The 17,618-nt window shown below is 60.3% G+C and carries 16 protein-coding genes; 8 read left to right on the top strand and 8 right to left on the bottom strand.

Annotated features, from left to right (window positions below):
* The 5 genes from radA to DLM45_RS15920 all read left to right on the top strand — a co-directional run bounded on the left by radA (position 1) and on the right by DLM45_RS15920 (position 5,050).
* Positions 1 to 1,377, top strand: a complete 1,377-nt coding sequence (gene radA / locus DLM45_RS15940) for a DNA repair protein RadA (RefSeq protein WP_181338051.1) — start codon at positions 1 to 3, stop codon at positions 1,375 to 1,377.
* 57 nt (positions 1,378 to 1,434) lie between these two features.
* Positions 1,435 to 2,064, top strand: a complete 630-nt coding sequence (locus DLM45_RS15935; protein ID WP_181338050.1) for a CvpA family protein — start codon at positions 1,435 to 1,437, stop codon at positions 2,062 to 2,064.
* Between the two features lie 85 nt (positions 2,065 to 2,149).
* Entirely contained in the window at positions 2,150 to 3,637 is a 1,488-nt protein-coding gene (purF, locus tag DLM45_RS15930; protein WP_181338049.1) for an amidophosphoribosyltransferase, read from the top strand.
* A 43-nt stretch (positions 3,638 to 3,680) separates the two neighbouring features.
* Complete coding sequence (locus tag DLM45_RS15925; protein WP_181338048.1) at positions 3,681 to 4,469, top strand: SDR family NAD(P)-dependent oxidoreductase; 789 nt, start codon at positions 3,681 to 3,683, stop codon at positions 4,467 to 4,469.
* Between the two features lie 176 nt (positions 4,470 to 4,645).
* Complete coding sequence (locus DLM45_RS15920) at positions 4,646 to 5,050, top strand: DUF930 domain-containing protein (protein WP_181338047.1); 405 nt, start codon at positions 4,646 to 4,648, stop codon at positions 5,048 to 5,050.
* A gap of 40 nt (positions 5,051 to 5,090) precedes the next feature.
* Here DLM45_RS15920 and DLM45_RS15915 read toward each other — a convergent pair whose 3' ends face one another.
* From DLM45_RS15915 to DLM45_RS15880, 8 genes are all read right to left on the bottom strand, one after another.
* On the bottom strand, positions 5,091 to 5,888 hold the full coding sequence (locus DLM45_RS15915; protein ID WP_181338046.1) for an MBL fold metallo-hydrolase: 798 nt from the start codon (positions 5,886 to 5,888) through the stop codon (positions 5,091 to 5,093).
* Positions 5,885 to 6,697, bottom strand: a complete 813-nt coding sequence (locus tag DLM45_RS15910; RefSeq protein WP_181338045.1) for a TatD family hydrolase — start codon at positions 6,695 to 6,697, stop codon at positions 5,885 to 5,887. Before DLM45_RS15910 ends, DLM45_RS15915 begins: the two co-directional genes overlap by 4 nt.
* A gap of 50 nt (positions 6,698 to 6,747) precedes the next feature.
* The gene (gene metG / locus DLM45_RS15905; RefSeq protein WP_181338044.1) at positions 6,748 to 8,286 is read right to left on the bottom strand and encodes a methionine--tRNA ligase; all 1,539 of its coding nucleotides are present in this window, start codon (positions 8,284 to 8,286) and stop codon (positions 6,748 to 6,750) included.
* Positions 8,287 to 8,335: 49 nt separating this feature from the next.
* Positions 8,336 to 9,457: a DNA polymerase III subunit delta' gene (locus DLM45_RS15900; protein ID WP_181338043.1), complete on the bottom strand. Its 1,122-nt coding sequence runs from the start codon at positions 9,455 to 9,457 to the stop codon at positions 8,336 to 8,338.
* Complete coding sequence (tmk, locus tag DLM45_RS15895) at positions 9,457 to 10,086, bottom strand: dTMP kinase (RefSeq protein WP_181338042.1); 630 nt, start codon at positions 10,084 to 10,086, stop codon at positions 9,457 to 9,459. The genes DLM45_RS15900 and tmk overlap by 1 nt, the downstream gene beginning before the upstream one ends.
* Before the next feature lie 28 nt (positions 10,087 to 10,114).
* Complete coding sequence (locus DLM45_RS15890) at positions 10,115 to 11,296, bottom strand: D-alanyl-D-alanine carboxypeptidase family protein (RefSeq protein ID WP_246317466.1); 1,182 nt, start codon at positions 11,294 to 11,296, stop codon at positions 10,115 to 10,117.
* A 237-nt stretch (positions 11,297 to 11,533) separates the two neighbouring features.
* Complete coding sequence (locus DLM45_RS15885; protein WP_181338040.1) at positions 11,534 to 13,243, bottom strand: NADPH-dependent assimilatory sulfite reductase hemoprotein subunit; 1,710 nt, start codon at positions 13,241 to 13,243, stop codon at positions 11,534 to 11,536.
* A gap of 72 nt (positions 13,244 to 13,315) precedes the next feature.
* A complete protein-coding gene (locus DLM45_RS15880; RefSeq protein WP_181338039.1) occupies positions 13,316 to 15,097 on the bottom strand; it encodes a flavodoxin domain-containing protein in 1,782 nt (593 codons plus the stop codon).
* Positions 15,098 to 15,685: 588 nt separating this feature from the next.
* On the opposite strand from DLM45_RS15880, the gene pqqA reads away from it, so the two are divergent.
* From pqqA to pqqC, 3 genes are all read left to right on the top strand, one after another.
* Positions 15,686 to 15,775, top strand: a complete 90-nt coding sequence (gene pqqA, locus DLM45_RS15875; protein ID WP_181338038.1) for a pyrroloquinoline quinone precursor peptide PqqA — start codon at positions 15,686 to 15,688, stop codon at positions 15,773 to 15,775.
* Between the two features lie 135 nt (positions 15,776 to 15,910).
* The gene (pqqB, locus tag DLM45_RS15870; RefSeq protein WP_181338037.1) at positions 15,911 to 16,843 is read left to right on the top strand and encodes a pyrroloquinoline quinone biosynthesis protein PqqB; all 933 of its coding nucleotides are present in this window, start codon (positions 15,911 to 15,913) and stop codon (positions 16,841 to 16,843) included.
* On the top strand, positions 16,840 to 17,616 hold the full coding sequence (gene pqqC / locus DLM45_RS15865; protein WP_181338036.1) for a pyrroloquinoline-quinone synthase PqqC: 777 nt from the start codon (positions 16,840 to 16,842) through the stop codon (positions 17,614 to 17,616). Before pqqB ends, pqqC begins: the two co-directional genes overlap by 4 nt.
* Positions 17,617 to 17,618 lie beyond the last annotated feature (2 nt).

The following is a 17,618-nucleotide window of genomic DNA, read 5'->3' as shown; positions in this document are numbered from 1 at the left end:
ATGGCGAAGGCATCTCGCTCACTCTACGTCTGTCAGGCGTGCGGCGCGACTGCGGCGCGCTGGGCGGGCAAATGCTCCGCTTGCAACGAGTGGAATACGCTCGTCGAAGAAACCGACGCTGGTCCGCCGCCCGGCTCCGGCATCACGCGGCAATCGAAGGGACGCGTCGTCAAGCTCGAATCCCTGCAGGGCTCGGTGGCGGAAGCACCGCGCTTCTCGACCGGCATCGACGAACTCGACCGTGTCATGGGTGGCGGCATTGTTCCGGGCTCCGCAATCCTGATCGGCGGCGAACCCGGCATCGGTAAATCGACGTTGCTCCTGCAGGTCGCCGCGCACCTCGCGCAGCGGGGCAAACGTTCAGTGTATTTCTCGGGCGAGGAAGCCGTGGCGCAGGTCCGTCTGCGTGCCGCGCGGCTCGGTCTGGCGGAGGCGCCCGTCGGCCTCGCATCCGAAACCAATCTGTCGAACATTCTCACGACGCTGAGCGATGACCGCCCGCCGGATCTCGTCATCATCGATTCCGTGCAAACGCTCTGGGCAGACACGCTCGACGCTGCGCCCGGCACAGTCAGCCAGGTTCGCGCGGCCGCTCAGGCGCTGATCCGTTATGCAAAAATGGCAGGCGCGGCCCTGCTGCTTGTCGGTCACGTCACCAAGGACGGCCAGATCGCCGGTCCGAAGGTGATCGAGCACATGGTCGACACTGTGTTGTATTTCGAAGGCGATCGTGGCCTCTCTTACCGCATCCTGCGCGCCGTCAAAAATCGCTTCGGCCCGAGCGATGAGATCGGCGTGTTCGAGATGGTGGCGGGCGGCCTGCGCGAGGTCGCCAATCCGTCGGAGCTCTTTCTAGGCGATCGCACGAGCCAAAGTCCTGGCGCCGCCGTCTTCGCCGGGATCGAAGGCACGCGCCCGCTGCTCGTCGAAATCCAGGCCCTCGTCGCCCCCTCGGGCCTCGGCACGCCGCGCCGCGCGGTTGTGGGCTGGGACAGCAACCGGCTCAATATGCTTCTGGCCGTGCTGGACGCCCGCTGTGGGGTGTCGTTTTCAGGCCACGACGTTTACCTCAATGTGGCTGGCGGCCTGAAGATCACCGAGCCCGCGGCCGATCTCGCCGCCGCCGCCGCGCTGCTGTCGTCGATCTCTGGGATAACGCTCCCAAGAGAGGCCGTGTATTTCGGCGAAGTCTCGCTTTCCGGCGCGGTTCGAGGCGCCGCCATGACCACGTCGCGCCTGAAGGAAGCCGCAAAACTGGGGTTTATGCAGGCCGTGCTGCCCGAAGCCGGCGAGGCCGATACCAACGGTTTGAAGTTGACGCTATCCCGCATTGCACACCTCAAGTCCCTTGCGGCAGCGGCGGCTGCGTGCGACTGACTTTTTCGGGGTGCGAATCTCGGCCCGGCGGGGCTGGTTAAAAGAGGGACTTCGGCCATGATCGGCCCGCTGACGTATCTCGATCTCGCTTTGATCGCCGTCGCATTTATTTCCGGCCTTTTGGCGATGTATCGTGGCTTTGCCCGCGAACTGCTCTCGATCCTCTCCTGGATTGCGGCAGCCGCTGTCGGCTATTGGGTTTTCTCGACCAAGAAAGACATGACGGCCGAAATCGCGGCGCAGACGAGCCTCCCGCCTCAGATCGCAACGGCAGCCATTGCGCTCGTCGTGGCGCTGATCGTTCTCATCATCGTCCATCTCATCACCGCGCGCATATCGGACGCCATTCTCGACAGTCAGGTCGGCATGGTTGACCGTGTACTGGGCTTCATCTTCGGCGTGCTTCGCGGCTTCCTGCTCTTCGTTATCCCATACATGGCGTATGAGGCCTTCATTTCGCCGGACAAGGAGAAGCAGCATCCGCTTGTCCGGGATGCCTATTTCCGCGATTCCGTAAAGGCAACGGGCGAGTCGATCCGCTCTGTTCTGTTGCAGGTCATCCCGCAACCTTCCACGGCGCCACCGGCGACGGAGCAGCCGGGTGGTCAGCAGGGTTCGCTGGGACAAAAAGAGCGGTCCGTCGCGCTGGTCATCAACGGCACTCGGTACTATATGACCGTCGTGTGACGACACCATTCGCCGCGCGTCTGGACCGCGTTTAGCGTTTTATTACCGGCGTATCGGACATTAAGGCAGCCCAAGCGGAGGTGCCATGGCACAGCGACCTGACGCAGCCAAAGTCGATGGTTTGACGGTAACGCGATACGACGATGATCGCCTGCGGGAAGAATGCGGCGTATTCGGCATCTTCGATCATCCCGATGCCGCGGCCATCACGGCGCTGGGCCTCCACGCACTTCAGCACCGGGGGCAGGAAGCGGCCGGCATCTGCTCCTACGACGGGCACAATTTCCACTCCGAGCGCCGTATGGGCCTCGTCGGCGATAACTTCTCGCGAGCCGACGTCCTCGCCCGCCTCAAAGGCCGCATGGCCATCGGCCACGATCGCTACTCCACGACGGGCGACGCCCTGATCCGCAACGTTCAGCCGCTCTTCTGCGATATTGATACCGGGGGTTTCGCCGTCGCCCACAACGGCAACCTGACGAACGCCCTCACAATACGGCGCGAGCTGATCTCCTCCGGCGCCATCTGCCAGTCCACCTCAGACACCGAAGTCATTCTCCATCTTCTTGCGCGCTCCAAGAAGCGCCGCATCGTTGAACGCTTTGTCGACGCTATTCGCCAGATCGAAGGCTCATACGCCCTCGTTTGCCTGACCAACGATATGATGATCGGCGCCCGCGATCCGATCGGCATTCGCCCGCTCGTCATCGGACGTCTCGGCACCTCATACGTCCTCGCGTCCGAAACATGCGCGCTCGATATCGTCGGCGCGGAATTCTTGCGCGAAGTCGATAACGGCGAAGTCGTCGTCATCACGGACGAAGGCCTCGAGAGCCATCGCCCCTTCCCGCTGCGCCCAGCGCGGCCCTGCATCTTCGAATACATTTACTTCGCCCGGCCAGACTCCATCGTCGGCGGCCAAACCGTTTACGACATCCGCAAACACATGGGTGTCGAACTCGCGCGCGAAGCCCCGATCGAAGCGGACGTCGTCGTCCCTATTCCCGACTCGGGCGTTCCAGCCGCCATCGGCTTCAGCCAGCAGAGCGGTGTGCCGTTTGAACTCGGCATCATTCGCAACCACTACGTCGGGCGCACCTTCATCGAGCCGGAGCAGCGCATTCGCCAGCTCGGCGTGAAGCTGAAGCATTCGGCGAACTCCGGCGTCATTCGCGGCAACCGCGTCGTTCTGATTGACGACAGCGTCGTGCGCGGCACCACGTCGAAGAAGATCGTCCAGCTCATCCGCGACGCGGGCGCAAGCGAAGTGCACATGCGCATATCTTCGCCGCCGATTACGCATCCCGATTTTTACGGCATCGATACGCCGAGCAAGGCAGACCTGCTGGCCGCCAACCACTCGCTCGAGGGCATGCGTGAATTCATGGGCGCCGACAGCCTGGCGTTTCTCTCCGTGAACGGCATCTATCGCGCGATCGGCCTCGAAAATCGCGATGATCGCGCCCCGCAATTCACCGACCATTGCTTTACGGGCGATTATCCGACCAATCTGACCGACCATGATGGCGAAGCCATCCCGAGGCAGCTCTCCCTCCTCGCCGAAGTCGGCTAACGAGCGGACAGGCGTTCGGCCAACCGAGTTCTGAGTACCTTTGATGACCGACAGCACCGTTCATGCCGGCCTCAGCGGACGCACCGCGCTTGTTACAGGAGCGTCACGCGGCATCGGCCGTGCCGTCGCACTCGGTCTCGCGAAAGCAGGCGCGCACGTCATCATCACCGCGCGTTCGCTCGGCGGACTTGAAAGCCTCGATGATGAGATCCAGGCAGCGGGCGGCGCGGCAACGCTTCTCCAACTTGATCTGCGCAAGGGCGATCGCATCGACCAGCTTGGCCCGACCATCTATCAGCGCTGGCAGAAGCTCGACATCCTCGTCGCCAACGCAGGCATCCTCGGTCCGCTTTCACCGCTGGGCCACACGACTGAGGACGGGTTTCTCGCAACCATCGACATCAATCTCAATGCCAACTGGCGCCTCATCCGCACGCTCGATCCGCTGTTGAAGCTGTCGGACGCCGGACGAGCCGTCTTCGTCACTTCGGGCGCGGCAAGCGGCAAGTATGCGTACTGGGGCGCTTATTCCGCGTCGAAGGCGGGCCTTGAGGCAATGGTGAAGACGTGGGCTGAGGAACTGACGAATACAAATGTTCGCGCCAACCTCATCAATCCTGGCGCAACGCGCACGCAAATGCGCGCCAAGGCATTTCCGGGTGAGGATGAATCGAAACTTCCGTTACCGGCAGACCTCGTGCCGCTCTTCCTCGAGCTCGCCTCGCCCGCGTATACCGGCAACGGCAATGTCATAAACTTTCGGCAATGGCGCGCATCACGGCACAGCGGTGAACAGACGTCCGATATCGGCGTAGCAAACGCCGACGTATAAATCAGCCTACGTCGCATTTGCACGTACTGACGCAGCGCAGCATAACGAAGAAGATTCTGCGCTTGCAGTTTTTGCCTCATTGAGGACACATGCACGCGTGTTTTGATGAGTGTCGTCGGGGGGCGGCAGCGGCTTGCTATTGAGGCCGTGAGAACATGGGAATTGGGGAAGTCCGAATGCGTTTGTTGACGATGTACACGGCCGTCTGCGTGGCCACGTTAGGTGCACTTGCAGGTGCGACGGGAGCAATCGCGGAAACGCATATGGATCGCGCGATGATGAAGCTCGAGCCTGAAGAGCGCGCGCATCAGGCATGCAATATGCGCGGAATTGAAGCCGTTCGCAAAGGCGCCAAACTCAAGGGCGTGGATCGTCTGAAGTCGGGCAGCCTGTCGCCAGCGCACTTCAAGGACAACAAGGTGACGGCGAATGGCGCTGCCGTACGAGCGGGCCATCACTGGTACGAACTGAAGTACACGTGCACCGTCACCGACGACCAGATGCGCGCGACGTCGTTTGACTTCAAGCTTGGTGCTGAAATTCCCGAAGACAAATGGGAAGACTACGGCCTCTGGAAATAAGCGCATACCGAACTGAGAGAGTGCGTCGCGCTGGCCGAGTTCAATCGAATTGTATCGTCATTCCGTCGTATGCCGGTTCGACTCCGGCTGGCAATTCGCGCAGCAGCGTGTCGTAGTCGAGTTCGCTCGTCATGTGCGTCAGGATCGTCCGCTTCGGCTTCAACCGCTCCACCCATTTGAGCGCCTGCTTCACGCTGAAATGACTCTCATGCGGCGTGTAGCGCAACGCATCGACGATCCAGACGTCGAGCCCTTCGAGAAGGGGTAGCGACGAGTCTGGCAAATCACTGACGTCTGGCGAATACGCAAAATTACCGAAGCGGAATCCGAGCGACGGGATTGACCCGTGCTGCTGCAGGATCGGCTGCGCGGAAATCGGACCGCCAGCGCCTTCGATAACGATGGGCTGAATGCCATCGATCAGATGCCCATTGAGAATGGGCATATAGGGCGATCCCTCTGGCGTCTCGAAGCAATATCCGAAGCGCGTCATGAGGCTCGCGCGGGTCGCCTCGTCGAAATACACGTTCACACGTCGCCGCATCGCGAACGCGATCATGCGGAGATCATCAATTCCGTGCGTATGGTCTGCATGATCGTGCGTATAGAGAACGCCATCTAGTGTCGTCGTCCGCGTCGTAAGGATCTGCGCGCGAAAATCAGGCGACGTGTCGATCAGAACAGACGTTTGCCCTTCGGCACCGTTGCGCTCGACCAGCAGCGAGCACCTGAGACGACGGTTTTTAGAGTTGGCCGGATCGCACGCACCCCAGTTCATTCCGACGCGCGGCACGCCACCCGAGGAGCCACACCCAAGGATGGTGCATTTGTAGTTCATGCCGCTCCTGGTCCTCCGGCAAGTTCAGACACGGGACGCTTCGCCTTGCCGTAAAGCCGAAAGAAATTCTCGGTCGTGGCCGCTGCAATCCCGTCATTGGAGACGCCCTTGATCCCGGCAAGCACAGATGCCGTCCGCGCGACATATGCGGGCTCGTTGCGCCTCCCCCGGAAAGGATCCGGCGCAAGGAAGGGCGCGTCCGTTTCGACAAGCAGTCGATCAAGCGGAACATCGCGCGCAATCTCGCGCAGAGGCTCCGACTTCTTGAAGGTGATGACGCCGCTGAACGACACATAGAGCCCGAGATCGAGCGCGCGCATCGCGAGTTCCCGCCCGCCCGTGAAACAGTGCAGCACTGCCGGAAACGCTCCGCGTGCATGCTCGTCTTCGAGAATGGCGATCGTATCGGCGTCTGCATCGCGCGTATGAATTTCGAGCGGCAAACCGGTTTCACGCGCCGCTGCGATATGCCGGCGGAAACCTTCCGCCTGCGCCGCGGGCGTTGAATGCTGGTAGTGATAATCGAGACCCGCTTCACCCACCGATACGACCTTCGGATGCCGCGTCAGCTCGATGATCCGCTCCAGCGGAATATCGAGTTCTTCGTGCGCATTGTGCGGATGCGTGCCGACCGAGCACCAGACGTTGTCGAACCGCTCGGCAACGCCCAGCACCTTGTCGAACTGACGAATACGCGTCGAGATCGTCACCATCGTGCCGACGCCCGCTTCGTGAGCGCGCGCAACGACCTGATCGAGTTCCGGGGCAAAATCAGGAAAATCGAGATGGCAATGATGATCGACGAGCATCGAATGAGTTTACTTTCTTAATGTCGTCCCGGTTCTGCGTCGCGTTGTCCTCAAGCGGGTTCAACGTAACGCGGAAACACGCCCTGCGGCTCCGGTATTGAAATACCGGCCGTCAGACGGCCTGCTGCGCCGAGGCTGGCAAATGTGCGCCCATTGTTCGGCACAGCGAGCAGATCGAGAAGCTTCTCCGCGCTTTCGGGCATCACGGGCTGCGCAAGGATCGCGAACTGGCGCACCGTCTCTGCGGTAACATAAAGGATTGTCGCCATCCGCGCCGGATCGGTCTTCTTCTTCGCCCACGGCTCCTCGGCCGCGAAGTAGCGGTTGACGTCAGCGATGACGCCCCAAACCGCGTCGAGATATTTCGAGATCGCCTGCTGATCCATCTCTCGCCGTGCCACGGCATAGAGCGCATCCGTCGCATCGAGAACGGCGCGGTCTTCGGCGGTGAATTCGCCCGGCTCAGGAATTTTGCCGTCGCAATTCTTGTAGATCATCGACAGCGAACGCTGCGCCAGATTGCCGAGGTTGTTCGCGAGATCGGCGTTGATCCGGTTGATGATGACTTCGGGCGAATAACTGCCATCCTGGCCAAACGCAACTTCGCGCAGAAAGAAATAGCGCAACGCATCACGGCCGAATGTTTTCACGAGATCGAACGGATCGACGACGTTGCCGACCGACTTCGACATCTTCTCCCCGCGATTGAACAGGAACCCGTGCGCGAACACGCGCTTCGGCAGCTCAATCCCGGCTGACATCAAAAACGCAGGCCAATAGACCGCGTGAAAGCGCACGATATCCTTGCCGATCATATGAACGTCGGCGGGCCAGCGCTTGAACTTGGGGCTGGACGTATCGGGATAACCGGCACCCGTCAGATAGTTCGTCAGCGCATCAACCCACACGTACATGACGTGCTTGTCGTCGCCTGGAACGGGTACACCCCAATTGAAGCTCGCGCGTGAAATCGACAGATCCCGGAGGCCCGAACGCACAAAACTTGCAACCTCGTTCAAGCGTTCTTGCGGGCCGACGAAATCAGGATTGCTTTCATAGAGCGCGGTGAGCTTGTCCTGATAAGCCGACAAGCGGAAGAAGTAGCTTTCTTCCTCCGTCCATTCGACGGGCGAGCCGAGCGGCTCACGGCGAACGCCGTCCTCTCCGACGATCGTTTCCTTCTCGTCGAAGTAGGCTTCCTGGCGCACCGAATACCAGCCGCCGTAACTGCCAAGATAGATATCGCCATTGTCTGCCATCTTTTTCCAGATGGCCTGACACGATTCAAAGTGACGTTTTTCTGTGGTGCGGATGAACTCATCGTTCGACCCGCCCACGGCTTCGATCATCGCGCGAAAGATTGCCGAGTTCCGGTCGGCAAGCTGCTGCGGGGAAATACCTTCCGCTTCGGCCGCCTGCTGCATTTTGAGGCCGTGCTCGTCGGTACCGGAAAGAAAGAATACGTCTTTGCCGTCGAGGCGCTCGAAACGCGCCAGCGTATCGCTCGCGATCACGGTATAGGCGTGTCCGATGTGCGGCTTGCCGTTCGGATAGAAAATCGGCGTCGAGATGTAATATTTATCCGGCACGCGGGGGGCGTCCTTTCGATTGTCGGTAACAACCGCGGCGGCCACCACGTCAGCGGCGGCTCGCGGCCTCAAGACGCGCGAAACTGCCGACGATCAGCAATTTCCTGTCAAGATTGAGGGAGTTGGCATCGGCCTTGTCGCGTGCCGTTGTTTCCCATAGCTCGGCGAAAGTGGCAAGGCGGTCAGGCCCGATGATCCGCCCGGCAAGCGAGATGTCGTCCGGCGCGCCCTGGCCGGTCGCCTGCGCCGCAATTAGCCGCGCCAGGCGCGATTGGTAGAGATCGAAGAAAAGTTCGAATTTCGGCGTATTGGCCTGCGACTGCAGATCGTCGCCCAGCGCATGAACCGCCTTGAGGTCGAGCTTGGGGAGCGCCTTCAGGATTCCGTCGATCCGTCCTTTGAGCGCCAGCCCTCCGCCTTCGATCATGCTGAGCGCACGGCCAACGCTGCCGTCGGCCACAGCCAGCAACCCCTGCCAGGCCGCTTCATCCGGCAACGGCTTCTCCGCTGCCGTCAACGCCTGTTCCGTTGCGCGGATGAGATCCTGATCGCCAAGCGGCGCCAGCGACACGACACGGCAGCGCGATCGGATCGTCGGCAGAAGGCGTCCGGGTGCGGATGTCAGGATGAGGAAGACGGTGCGCGCTGGCGGCTCCTCGAGCGATTTGAGAAGCGCGTTTGCGGAATTGAGATTGAGATCGTCGGCGCTATCCACGATCACGACGCGCCAGTTCTCTCCCTCCGCGCTGAGCGCCAGGAAGCCGCGCAGCCGTCGCACTTCGTCGATCGGGAGGCGCTGGGCGAAGCGCTTTGTCTTGACGTCGTAGGTTCGCCGCAAGAGCAGAAGCCCCGGATGCGACAGCGCACGAACTTGCCGGTCGGTTGGCGATCCGGGTTCGATGCTCAAGCCGTCGCCAAAGAGATCACGCTCTTCAGGCCGCGCCAGGATCATGCGCGCGATTTTATAAGCCAGCGTTGCTTTGCCGATACCCGATGGCCCCGCGATGAGCCAGCCATGATGCATCCGTCCGCTTTGAAACGCTTCCGAAAGAACGTTGAGCGCCGCGTCCTGACCGATCAGTGCAGCCGTCTCGCGCGGGTGCGGAAAGCCTTCGAGCCGGTCGGCTTCAGGCAGCACCTCCGTATCGGCGGCCACGGGCTGGCGCGCCATTACTTCGCCTCGGCCAGAAGATGCGCCGACACGGCCTGCCAGACGGCTGTTTCGACGCTCGACAACGGCAGGCTGCCGTCGATCAGGACACACCGCTCAGGCTCTTCCGTCGCAATCTCGAGGAAGCCTTCGCGCAACCGCTCGTGCGTTTCGAGGCGCTCGGCGTCATAGCGTGAGAGCGCGCCGCGCTGCCGTGCCCGCTCAACGCCCGCGCTCGCGGGAAGATCGAGGATCAGTGTCAGGTCAGGATAATCCGGCGCGACCGTGTAGCGTTCAAGCTGCCGGATGAACTCCGGTTCAAGACCGTAACGCTTGCCCTGATACACGCGCGTCGAATCTATGAAGCGGTCTGAGATGACCCACGTCCCCTCATCCAGTGCAGGCCGGATGACAGACGTAACGTGTTCCGCGCGCGCCGCTACGAACAGCAACAGTTCTGTGACAGGGTCGGTCGGCCTGTCCTTCAGAATGAGCGCGCGAACATCCTCGCCGACGGGTGTGCCGCCAGGCTCCCGCGTAACAAGCGCGGGGATATTGAGACGCCCCAAGCGTTCCGCAAGCCGCTTGGCTTGCGTGGACTTGCCGGCGCCTTCGCCGCCTTCGAATGTAATGAATTTTCCGCGTTGCATGGCTCGCCCTGATCTTTGGCGGCCTATCCTAGAACGCCAGCCTGCGCAAAGCCATTAGCACAAGTGAATCTACGCCCTGCCGGATAATGCCACCATTGGGCACATCCTCCGTGGCATAGAGGGGCACTTCCGTGGATGAACTCGAGGAACTCGAAAGTTTCAGCATCGCAACCTGCTCGCCCTTCCGAACCGGCGGTTTCAGCGGCGCCTTGTAGACAATTTCTGCCGAAATCCGCTGATTGGCCGGAGTTTTCGGCACGGTGAACATGACGTCGTCTTTCGGCGCCAGCGGCACATACCAGGTCTTGCCGCCCCACACCCGCGCCTGCCCAACAACCTCATTGGCATCGTAGAGACGCACGGCATTGAACGACTTGAACCCCCAATCGAGAAGCTTGGCGGCATCGTCCCGGCGATAGTCAGCCCTTTCCAGACCGCTAACCACGACGATCAGACGTTTGCCGTCCTGGACGGCGGAGCCAACAAGTCCATAACCAGCTTCAGACGTGTGTCCCGTCTTTAGCCCGTCCGCCCCAACACTCAACGCAAGCAGCGGATTGCGGTTGAAGAAGCGGTGCTTGCGATACCGGAATTCTCTTTCGCCGAAGATTTTATACTGCTCGGGATATTCTTCGATCAGATACCGCGCGAGCGTTGCGAGATCGCGCGCCGTCATCAGGTGATGCGGATCGGACAAACCCGTCGCGTTCGCGAATGTCGATTTGGTGAGACCGATGCGGCGCGCCTCTTCGGCCATGAGTTTGGCGAAGGCCGCTTCGCTCCCCGCCATACCTTCCGCGATACACATGGCCGCGTCATTGCCGGATTGGATGATGATCCCGCGGATCAATTCATCGACGGTGGCCTTGGTGTTCACCGGCACCATCATCGCGGACGTGCCGGAGGGCGCGCCGCCGTTCCGCCAGGCATTCACGCTCATGACGAATTCGTCGGTCGGCTTGATGCGGCCTTCCTTCATCGCCCGGAAGAGCACAGCAAGCGTCATCAGCTTGCTCATACTGGCAGGCGGCGCGAGTTCGTCGGCGTTCTGTTGAAAAAGCGTCGCCCCACTTTCGGCGTCGATCAGCAGCGCGCGCGGCGCCTTGATCGGAATGCGTCCATCCTGCGCCGCCGCTGCCGTTGCCAGGAACGCAGCCGCCACCATCAGGATCGTTGCCGCGGCGTGTCGCCAAATACGGCTCTTGCTCATCATTTATTCCGCCGCCGGATGATTTGGCGCCCCGCAGTGCAAATCGGTCAACCGTAAGTATCGGATCGCATGCCGCCTGGGTCAACGGCGGGAGAAAGAAGACTGTGCGCCACCGATCTCCGAATAGACGCACAAAGACCGCGCGCATCATCGGATGCACGCGAGTCTAGGTTGAAAAAGTGGGCCAAACGAGGGAGGCGCTGGGCGACGGATGGTGCGCAGGCGGTATTACCCGTCTTACGCCAGTGTCACATCGGCATGGAATTGATTGCTGATCAGTGTCGGCTTCACATATCCGGCGCGAATCGCGAAGTCGCCAAAATGCTCGCCCGCCTCGCGTTCCTTGCCGTAACGCAGGATGATCGGCTCCAGCAACGCCAACGCCCGCGCTTCATCGACGTCCTGCGCATAGAGCTTATTCATGCGCGATCCGTCGAAGGCTGCACCGAGATAGAGGTTGTAGAGACCCGGCGACCGACCCACAAAACCGATCTCACCGAGATACGGCCGACCGCAACCGTTCGGGCATCCGGTCATTCGCACGACGATTTCTTTTTCCGTCAGCCCTGCCTTCGCCAGAATGCCTTCAAGCTTCGTCAGCATCGTCGGCAGATAGCGCTCGCTTTCCGCAAGCGCCAGCGCGCAGGTCGGTAACGCCACGCAGGCGATGCTATTGCGGCGCGCCCCCGAAGACGTCTCGATCGAGACGTTGTGATCCGCCAGGATCCGGTCGATCTTCGGTTTCGCCCGCGCACTGACGTTGGCAAAAATCAGGTTCTGGTTCGCCGTCATCACGAAATCGCAAACGTTTAGGTCTGCAATTTTGCGGATGGCCGTGCGAAGCTGCATCTCGGGCGTGTCCTTGACCCGGCCGCTCTCGATATAGAGCGTGAGGTGCCACTTCTTGTCCTCGCTCTGGACCCAGCCCATGCGATCGCCGTTGCGTTCGAACTTATACGGACGGGCTTCGCCCAGATCGTAACCGAGCCGCTTGTTGACCTCAGCGCGGAATGCATCGAGGCCGTGCGCTTCCACGGTGTATTTGAGGCGCGCGAGCTTCCTGTTTGAGCGGTTGCCCCAGTCACGTTGCACGGTCACAATCTTTTCCGCGACGTCGATCGCCTGCTCGTGCGTGCAGAACCCGAGCACATCGCCAAGACGTGGAAACGTTTCGAGTTCGCCGTGGGTCATGCCCATGCCGCCGCCGATGGTGACATTCCAGCCGACGAGCTCGCCGTTCTCCACGATCGCGATGAACCCGCAATCGTGTGCAAATACGTCGACGTCGTTGTCCGGCGGAACCGCGAACACGAATTTGAATTTTCGCGGCAGATAGGTCGATCCGTAGATCGTTTCTTTCTCCGGGCTCGTGACTTCCTTGCCGGGGATCGGCTTTCCGTTCAGCCAGATCTCGGTGTAGGCGCTGGTCTTCGGCAGCATGTGCAGGCTCGTCCGCTTGGCGATCTCGTAAGCCTCACGGTGAATTTTCGACAGATACGGATTGGCGACCGACATGACGCCACGCGTGACGTCTCCGCACGCCGCGATGGTGTCGAACTCGCAATCGTAGATTGCCTGCATCGTGCGTTTCAGGTTCGACTTGATGACACCATGAAACTGAAACGTCGCGCGCGTCGTGATGCGCAGCGTATGGTTCGCATACGTCGTGGCGATATCGTCGAGCTTGCACCACTGCGGCGCCGTAACGAGGCCGCCCGGAATGCGCAAGCGGATCATAAACGAAAACGCTTTTTCGAGCTTCTTCTTCGAGCGCTCGCCGCGCACGTCACGGTCATCCTGCATGTAGGAGCCGTGGAACTTGATCAGCTGGTTGTCCTCTTCGGCGATCGCGCCAGACTCGACGACTGAGAGCCCTTCCGCGATCGTGCCGCGAAGAAAGTTGCTCTGCTCCTTCAAGAACTCGTTTTTGGATGGTTTATCGGTCATGCGTGAATGTCCCGTCGGACCCTGGAATGGCCACTTGAGTTGCGTTGACTGCTGTTGAAAATTCGGTCGCTGTCAGTAGACGTCGCGCTGATAGCGGCCGGCCTTCGTCAGCTCTTTCAATTTTGCGCGCCCGGCGTCTTCATCGCCCTTCGCGCTCTCCGCGAGAATTTTGACGAGTGTCCGGTCGACATCCTTCGCCATGCCTTTCTCGTCACCGCAAACATAGAAATGCGCGCCGTCCTTCAGCCATCCGGCGACCTCTTCGCGTTTTTCCCAGAGCCGGTGCTGAACGTAAATCTTCTCCGGCTGATCGCGCGAGAACGCCGTATCGATCTTCGTCAGATCGCCCGATGCAAGGTAGTCTTGCCATTCGAGCTGGTAGAGAAAATCGTTGGTGAAGTTGCGTTCGCCGAAGAACAGCCAGCTCTTGCCCTTGGCGCCTGTCGCAACGCGCTCTTCGATGAAGGCGCGGTACGGAGCAACGCCGGTACCTGCGCCAACCATGATGATAGGCGTGTGTCCGTCGGCCGGTAGACGATAATGCCTGTTAGGCTTGACGTAGATGCGCGCCGACTGACCAACCTTGCGCCGCTCGCCAAGATACGTCGACGACACGCCCTTGCGAACGCGGTTGTGAGATTTCCAGCGCACGGCACCGACGAGCAGATGCGCTTCGCCCGGATGCGCCTTGAGGCTCGAAGCCACCGAATAGAGCCGCCCCGGCAAAGGCCGCAGCAGACCGAGAAGTTGCTCCGCCGTCAGCTTTTCAGGAAACGCCTCGAAGAGATCGAGCAACTGCCGATCGGCGGCAAACTTCGTATAAGCCTCGCCCGCCAACAGCGCTTTGACATCGTCGCGGCCCGTGAGCTTGGCGTAGTTCTCGACGGTCGCGCGTGAAAGAGTCGTGACGTCGAATGACTTTTGAATCTTCAGCAGCAAGGCCGCATCCGACGCAAGGCCAACCGTCTTCAGAAGGTCATCGACAAGTTCGGGATCGTTCTCCGGCAGCAACCCGATTGCGTCGCCAGGCTGATAGGAAAATCCCGGCGCATCGAACGCGAACTCTGAATGCCACGTCTCGCGCGACGACCCGGTGCCGTTGAGATTGACGAGTGCGGAGATCTCCGCTTCGAGCGGGTTCTCGGCTGTGAACTCAGGCTCTCCGTCTTCGAGGTGCGCCTGCCCGCCTGCAAAATTGACATGAACGACGGTGCCGCTCGCTGCGACGTCCGCTGGCACGAACTTCGCGAGCGAAGCCTCAGTCCATTCCGCTGCCTGCTTGGGGTAGTCGAGATCGAGATCCACCCGGCTCGCAACGCGTTCGCCGCCGAGTTGCTCGAGTCGCTCATCGATCGCCCTGCCGACGCTGCAGAAATTCACATACGCCGTATCACCCAGCGCGAGGACGGCGAACTTCGCTCCATCGAGACGCGGAGCAGCGTCGCTCATCAGCGCCTGATAAAAATCGACAGCGCGCGACGGCGGATCGCCCTCACCCCATGTCGCTGCATAAACGACGATGTTCTTGTGCTTCGCGAGCGACTGAATATCGATGTCGGCCATGTCGAAGACTTTGGCGTCGATGCCCTGTTTCTGGGCCGCCTTCTTCGCTTTGAGAGCGAGCGCTTCGGAATTCCCGCTTTCGCTCGCGTAAATGATCGACATTGGAACGCGCGGCTTGGCGGCCGGAACAGCCTGCTGCGCACCGCCGCTCTGCGCTGCCTCGAAGCCTGCGAAAAAACCCGCAAGCCAGGAGCGCTGCTGCTGAGTGGATCGCGCAACGACAGTGTTGAGCATATCGATGTCTTCCGGCAGGAACGGGGCGTTGCGCGGAAGAATGGGAATCGAAGTCACCAAGGCTCTCCTAAGTCAGAGCTTTGGAAGTTTGCTGCTGCGCAACATGCCCAGGTCAAACCGCCAGAAAGCTCCATGTCCAACCGCCAAATCAGAAGCGGCCGGATATTTTTTCGTCTCTGTGCGTAAGCACGGCAGTTGCGGGATGGCTCAACGCGCATCAACGCTGGAATATTTCCACGTTCATATGAGCAGATAATGGGCCATCTTGGAAGAATATTCTATTAACGTGCGTCATTCGATCTACATAAGAAAATAATATTCTAATATTTTGCAATGCACGCGCGTGCCTTTTGCTTATCGGGGCTGGTACCGCAAAACTGCACCCCTCCCCCTCGTTGGCGGGTCTTATCCACGCCCCTACGGCAAACATTCACCTCGCCTCACTGCGCCGCACAGAGACGTGATGCGCATTGATTTGAAACAGAGATGAGAAACATGATCTCTTAGTAACCGACGTCGGCCGCGCTTGACTTTAGCCGGACGATCCGCAGATTGGGCGCGCACAACAAGTGTCTGCACCAATCGTGTGGGCCCTCGGCGGGGCTTGCAAGACGGGAAGCAGTTTACCGCATGGAGGAAACCATCATGAAGATTTGGACGAAGCCCGAAGTTCGCGAGCAGGAAGTTGGCCTCGAGGTCACGAGCTACCTGCCGGCCGAGATCGACCTCATCTAAGGTCGGATTTGGTCTCACGAGCTTTGTGAGATTGGCGCGGCGGTCGGTGGGCTCATCGGCCGCCGTCGTGCTTTCACCAGAACCAAAACACACGTCCTGCACAGGCGCTGCGGGTGGTGTAACCGATTACAAGCGATGATCATCAAAGTGCTCGGGTCTGCCGCTGGGGGCGGATTCCCGCAATGGAATTGCAATGGCCGCCAGTCGGCCAAAGTGCGGTCCGGAGCTGCGGGGTTCAAGGCACGTTTGCAGTCGTCCCTCGCTGTTTCGCAGGACGGTGTGAACTGGCTATTGCTCAATGCCTCCCCTGATATCCGGCAGCAAATCAACGAAACACCGGAACTCCATCCGGCTGCGGATGGGCCGCTGCGTTCGTCGCCGATCAAGGCCGTCGTCGTCACCAATGCGGACGTCGATCACATCACCGGCCTGATCAGTCTGCGCGAAGGCCAGCCCTTCTCCGTCTACGCGTCCGATCGCGTCCTGGCGACGCTGAATGCCAATACGATTTTCAATGTGCTGGCGCCGGATAAAGTCGCGCGCCGCGTGTTCGATCTCGATAAGCCGACACCCATCTCCGGCGGCGGCGTCGATCTGAAATTGACGGTTGAGGCCTTCGCCGTTCCCGGCAAGGTCGCGCTGTTTCTCGAAAAAGGAAATTCGTCGAACAACTTCGGCAGCCGCGACGGCGACACGATCGGCCTGAAGGTGACGGACACGGAAACACAGCGCTCGTTTTTCTACATTCCGGGCTGCGCTGAAGTCGACGCTCCGCTCGCAGATCGCATTCGCGGCGCTGATTTGATCTTTTTCGACTCGACCCTATTTACCGATGACGAAATGGTCAGCCAGGGTCTGTCGGAAAAAACCGGTCACCGAATGGGCCATATATCGATTTCCGGCCCCGAAGGATCGATTGAGGTTTTACGCCCGCTCAATATTAAGCGCCGCGTATTCGTGCATATCAACAATTCGAATCCCATCCTCGATGAAAACTCCGAGGCTCGTAAGTTTGTAGAGAAGGCCGGCTGGGAAGTTGGCTTCGATGGCATGGAGGTGCGCCTATGAACCCCGTCAGCCTTGAACGAAAAAATGCTGACCGCGGCAGCGACAAGCCGCTGATGCCGGTCGCTGAGTTCGAAGCCGCAATTCGCGCGGTCGGGCCAGAGCGCTATCACGATCTCCATCCCTTCCATCACATGCTGCACGGCGGCAAGCTGACTAAGGGACAGGTGCAAGCCTGGGCGCTCAACCGCTATTGCTATCAGTCGGCCGTGCCGCGCAAAGACGCCGCCCTCATCAGCCGCACATATGACCGCGAGCTGCGCCGCGAATGGACCCACCGCCTGCTCGATCACGATGGCCTGATGCCCGATGAGCCCGGTGGTATCGAACGCTGGCTGATCCTTACTGACGGCCTCGGCCTCGATCGCGACTACGTCATCTCACGCCGCGGTGCTCTGCCCGCAACGATTTTCGCCGTCGAATCCTACGTAACATTCGTGCGCGAACAGCCGATGACGATTGCAGTTGCCTCGTCGCTGACGGAGCTTTTCGCGCCCAAGATTCACAAAGAGCGCATCGCCGGGATGCTGGAAAATTATCCCTTCATCGGCAATGAAGTGATGACGTATTTCAAACGCCGGCTGACACAAGCGCCGCGCGACGCAGATTTTGCACTCAAGTACATTCTCGAACACGCAAAGACATACGACGAGCAGCAGGCGTGCGTTGATGCCGTTCGCTTCAAATGCAACGTGCTCTGGGCTCAGCTCGACGCGCTCTATCACGCATACGTCGACGGACATATTCCGCCCGGCGCTTTCCGACCGGAGACCTAAAT

This window comes from Hyphomicrobium methylovorum, assembly GCF_013626205.1.
Classification (GTDB): Bacteria; Pseudomonadota; Alphaproteobacteria; order Rhizobiales; family Hyphomicrobiaceae; genus Hyphomicrobium_B; species Hyphomicrobium_B methylovorum.
This window is presented reverse-complemented; position numbering and strand designations above follow the sequence as displayed.

Coding starts and splice junctions, on each gene's coding strand:
- radA (WP_181338051.1), top strand. CDS start 1: ATGGCGAAGGCATCTCGCTCACTCTACGTCTGTCAGGCGTGCGGCGCG.
- DLM45_RS15935 (WP_181338050.1), top strand. CDS start 1,435: ATGATCGGCCCGCTGACGTATCTCGATCTCGCTTTGATCGCCGTCGCA.
- purF (WP_181338049.1), top strand. CDS start 2,150: ATGGCACAGCGACCTGACGCAGCCAAAGTCGATGGTTTGACGGTAACG.
- DLM45_RS15925 (WP_181338048.1), top strand. CDS start 3,681: ATGACCGACAGCACCGTTCATGCCGGCCTCAGCGGACGCACCGCGCTT.
- DLM45_RS15920 (WP_181338047.1), top strand. CDS start 4,646: ATGCGTTTGTTGACGATGTACACGGCCGTCTGCGTGGCCACGTTAGGT.
- DLM45_RS15915 (WP_181338046.1), bottom strand. CDS start 5,888: ATGAACTACAAATGCACCATCCTTGGGTGTGGCTCCTCGGGTGGCGTG.
- DLM45_RS15910 (WP_181338045.1), bottom strand. CDS start 6,697: ATGCTCGTCGATCATCATTGCCATCTCGATTTTCCTGATTTTGCCCCG.
- DLM45_RS15900 (WP_181338043.1), bottom strand. CDS start 9,457: ATGGCGCGCCAGCCCGTGGCCGCCGATACGGAGGTGCTGCCTGAAGCC.
- tmk (WP_181338042.1), bottom strand. CDS start 10,086: ATGCAACGCGGAAAATTCATTACATTCGAAGGCGGCGAAGGCGCCGGC.
- DLM45_RS15890 (WP_246317466.1), bottom strand. CDS start 11,296: ATGAGCAAGAGCCGTATTTGGCGACACGCCGCGGCAACGATCCTGATG.
- DLM45_RS15885 (WP_181338040.1), bottom strand. CDS start 13,243: ATGACCGATAAACCATCCAAAAACGAGTTCTTGAAGGAGCAGAGCAAC.
- pqqA (WP_181338038.1), top strand. CDS start 15,686: ATGAAGATTTGGACGAAGCCCGAAGTTCGCGAGCAGGAAGTTGGCCTC.
- pqqB (WP_181338037.1), top strand. CDS start 15,911: ATGATCATCAAAGTGCTCGGGTCTGCCGCTGGGGGCGGATTCCCGCAA.
- pqqC (WP_181338036.1), top strand. CDS start 16,840: ATGAACCCCGTCAGCCTTGAACGAAAAAATGCTGACCGCGGCAGCGAC.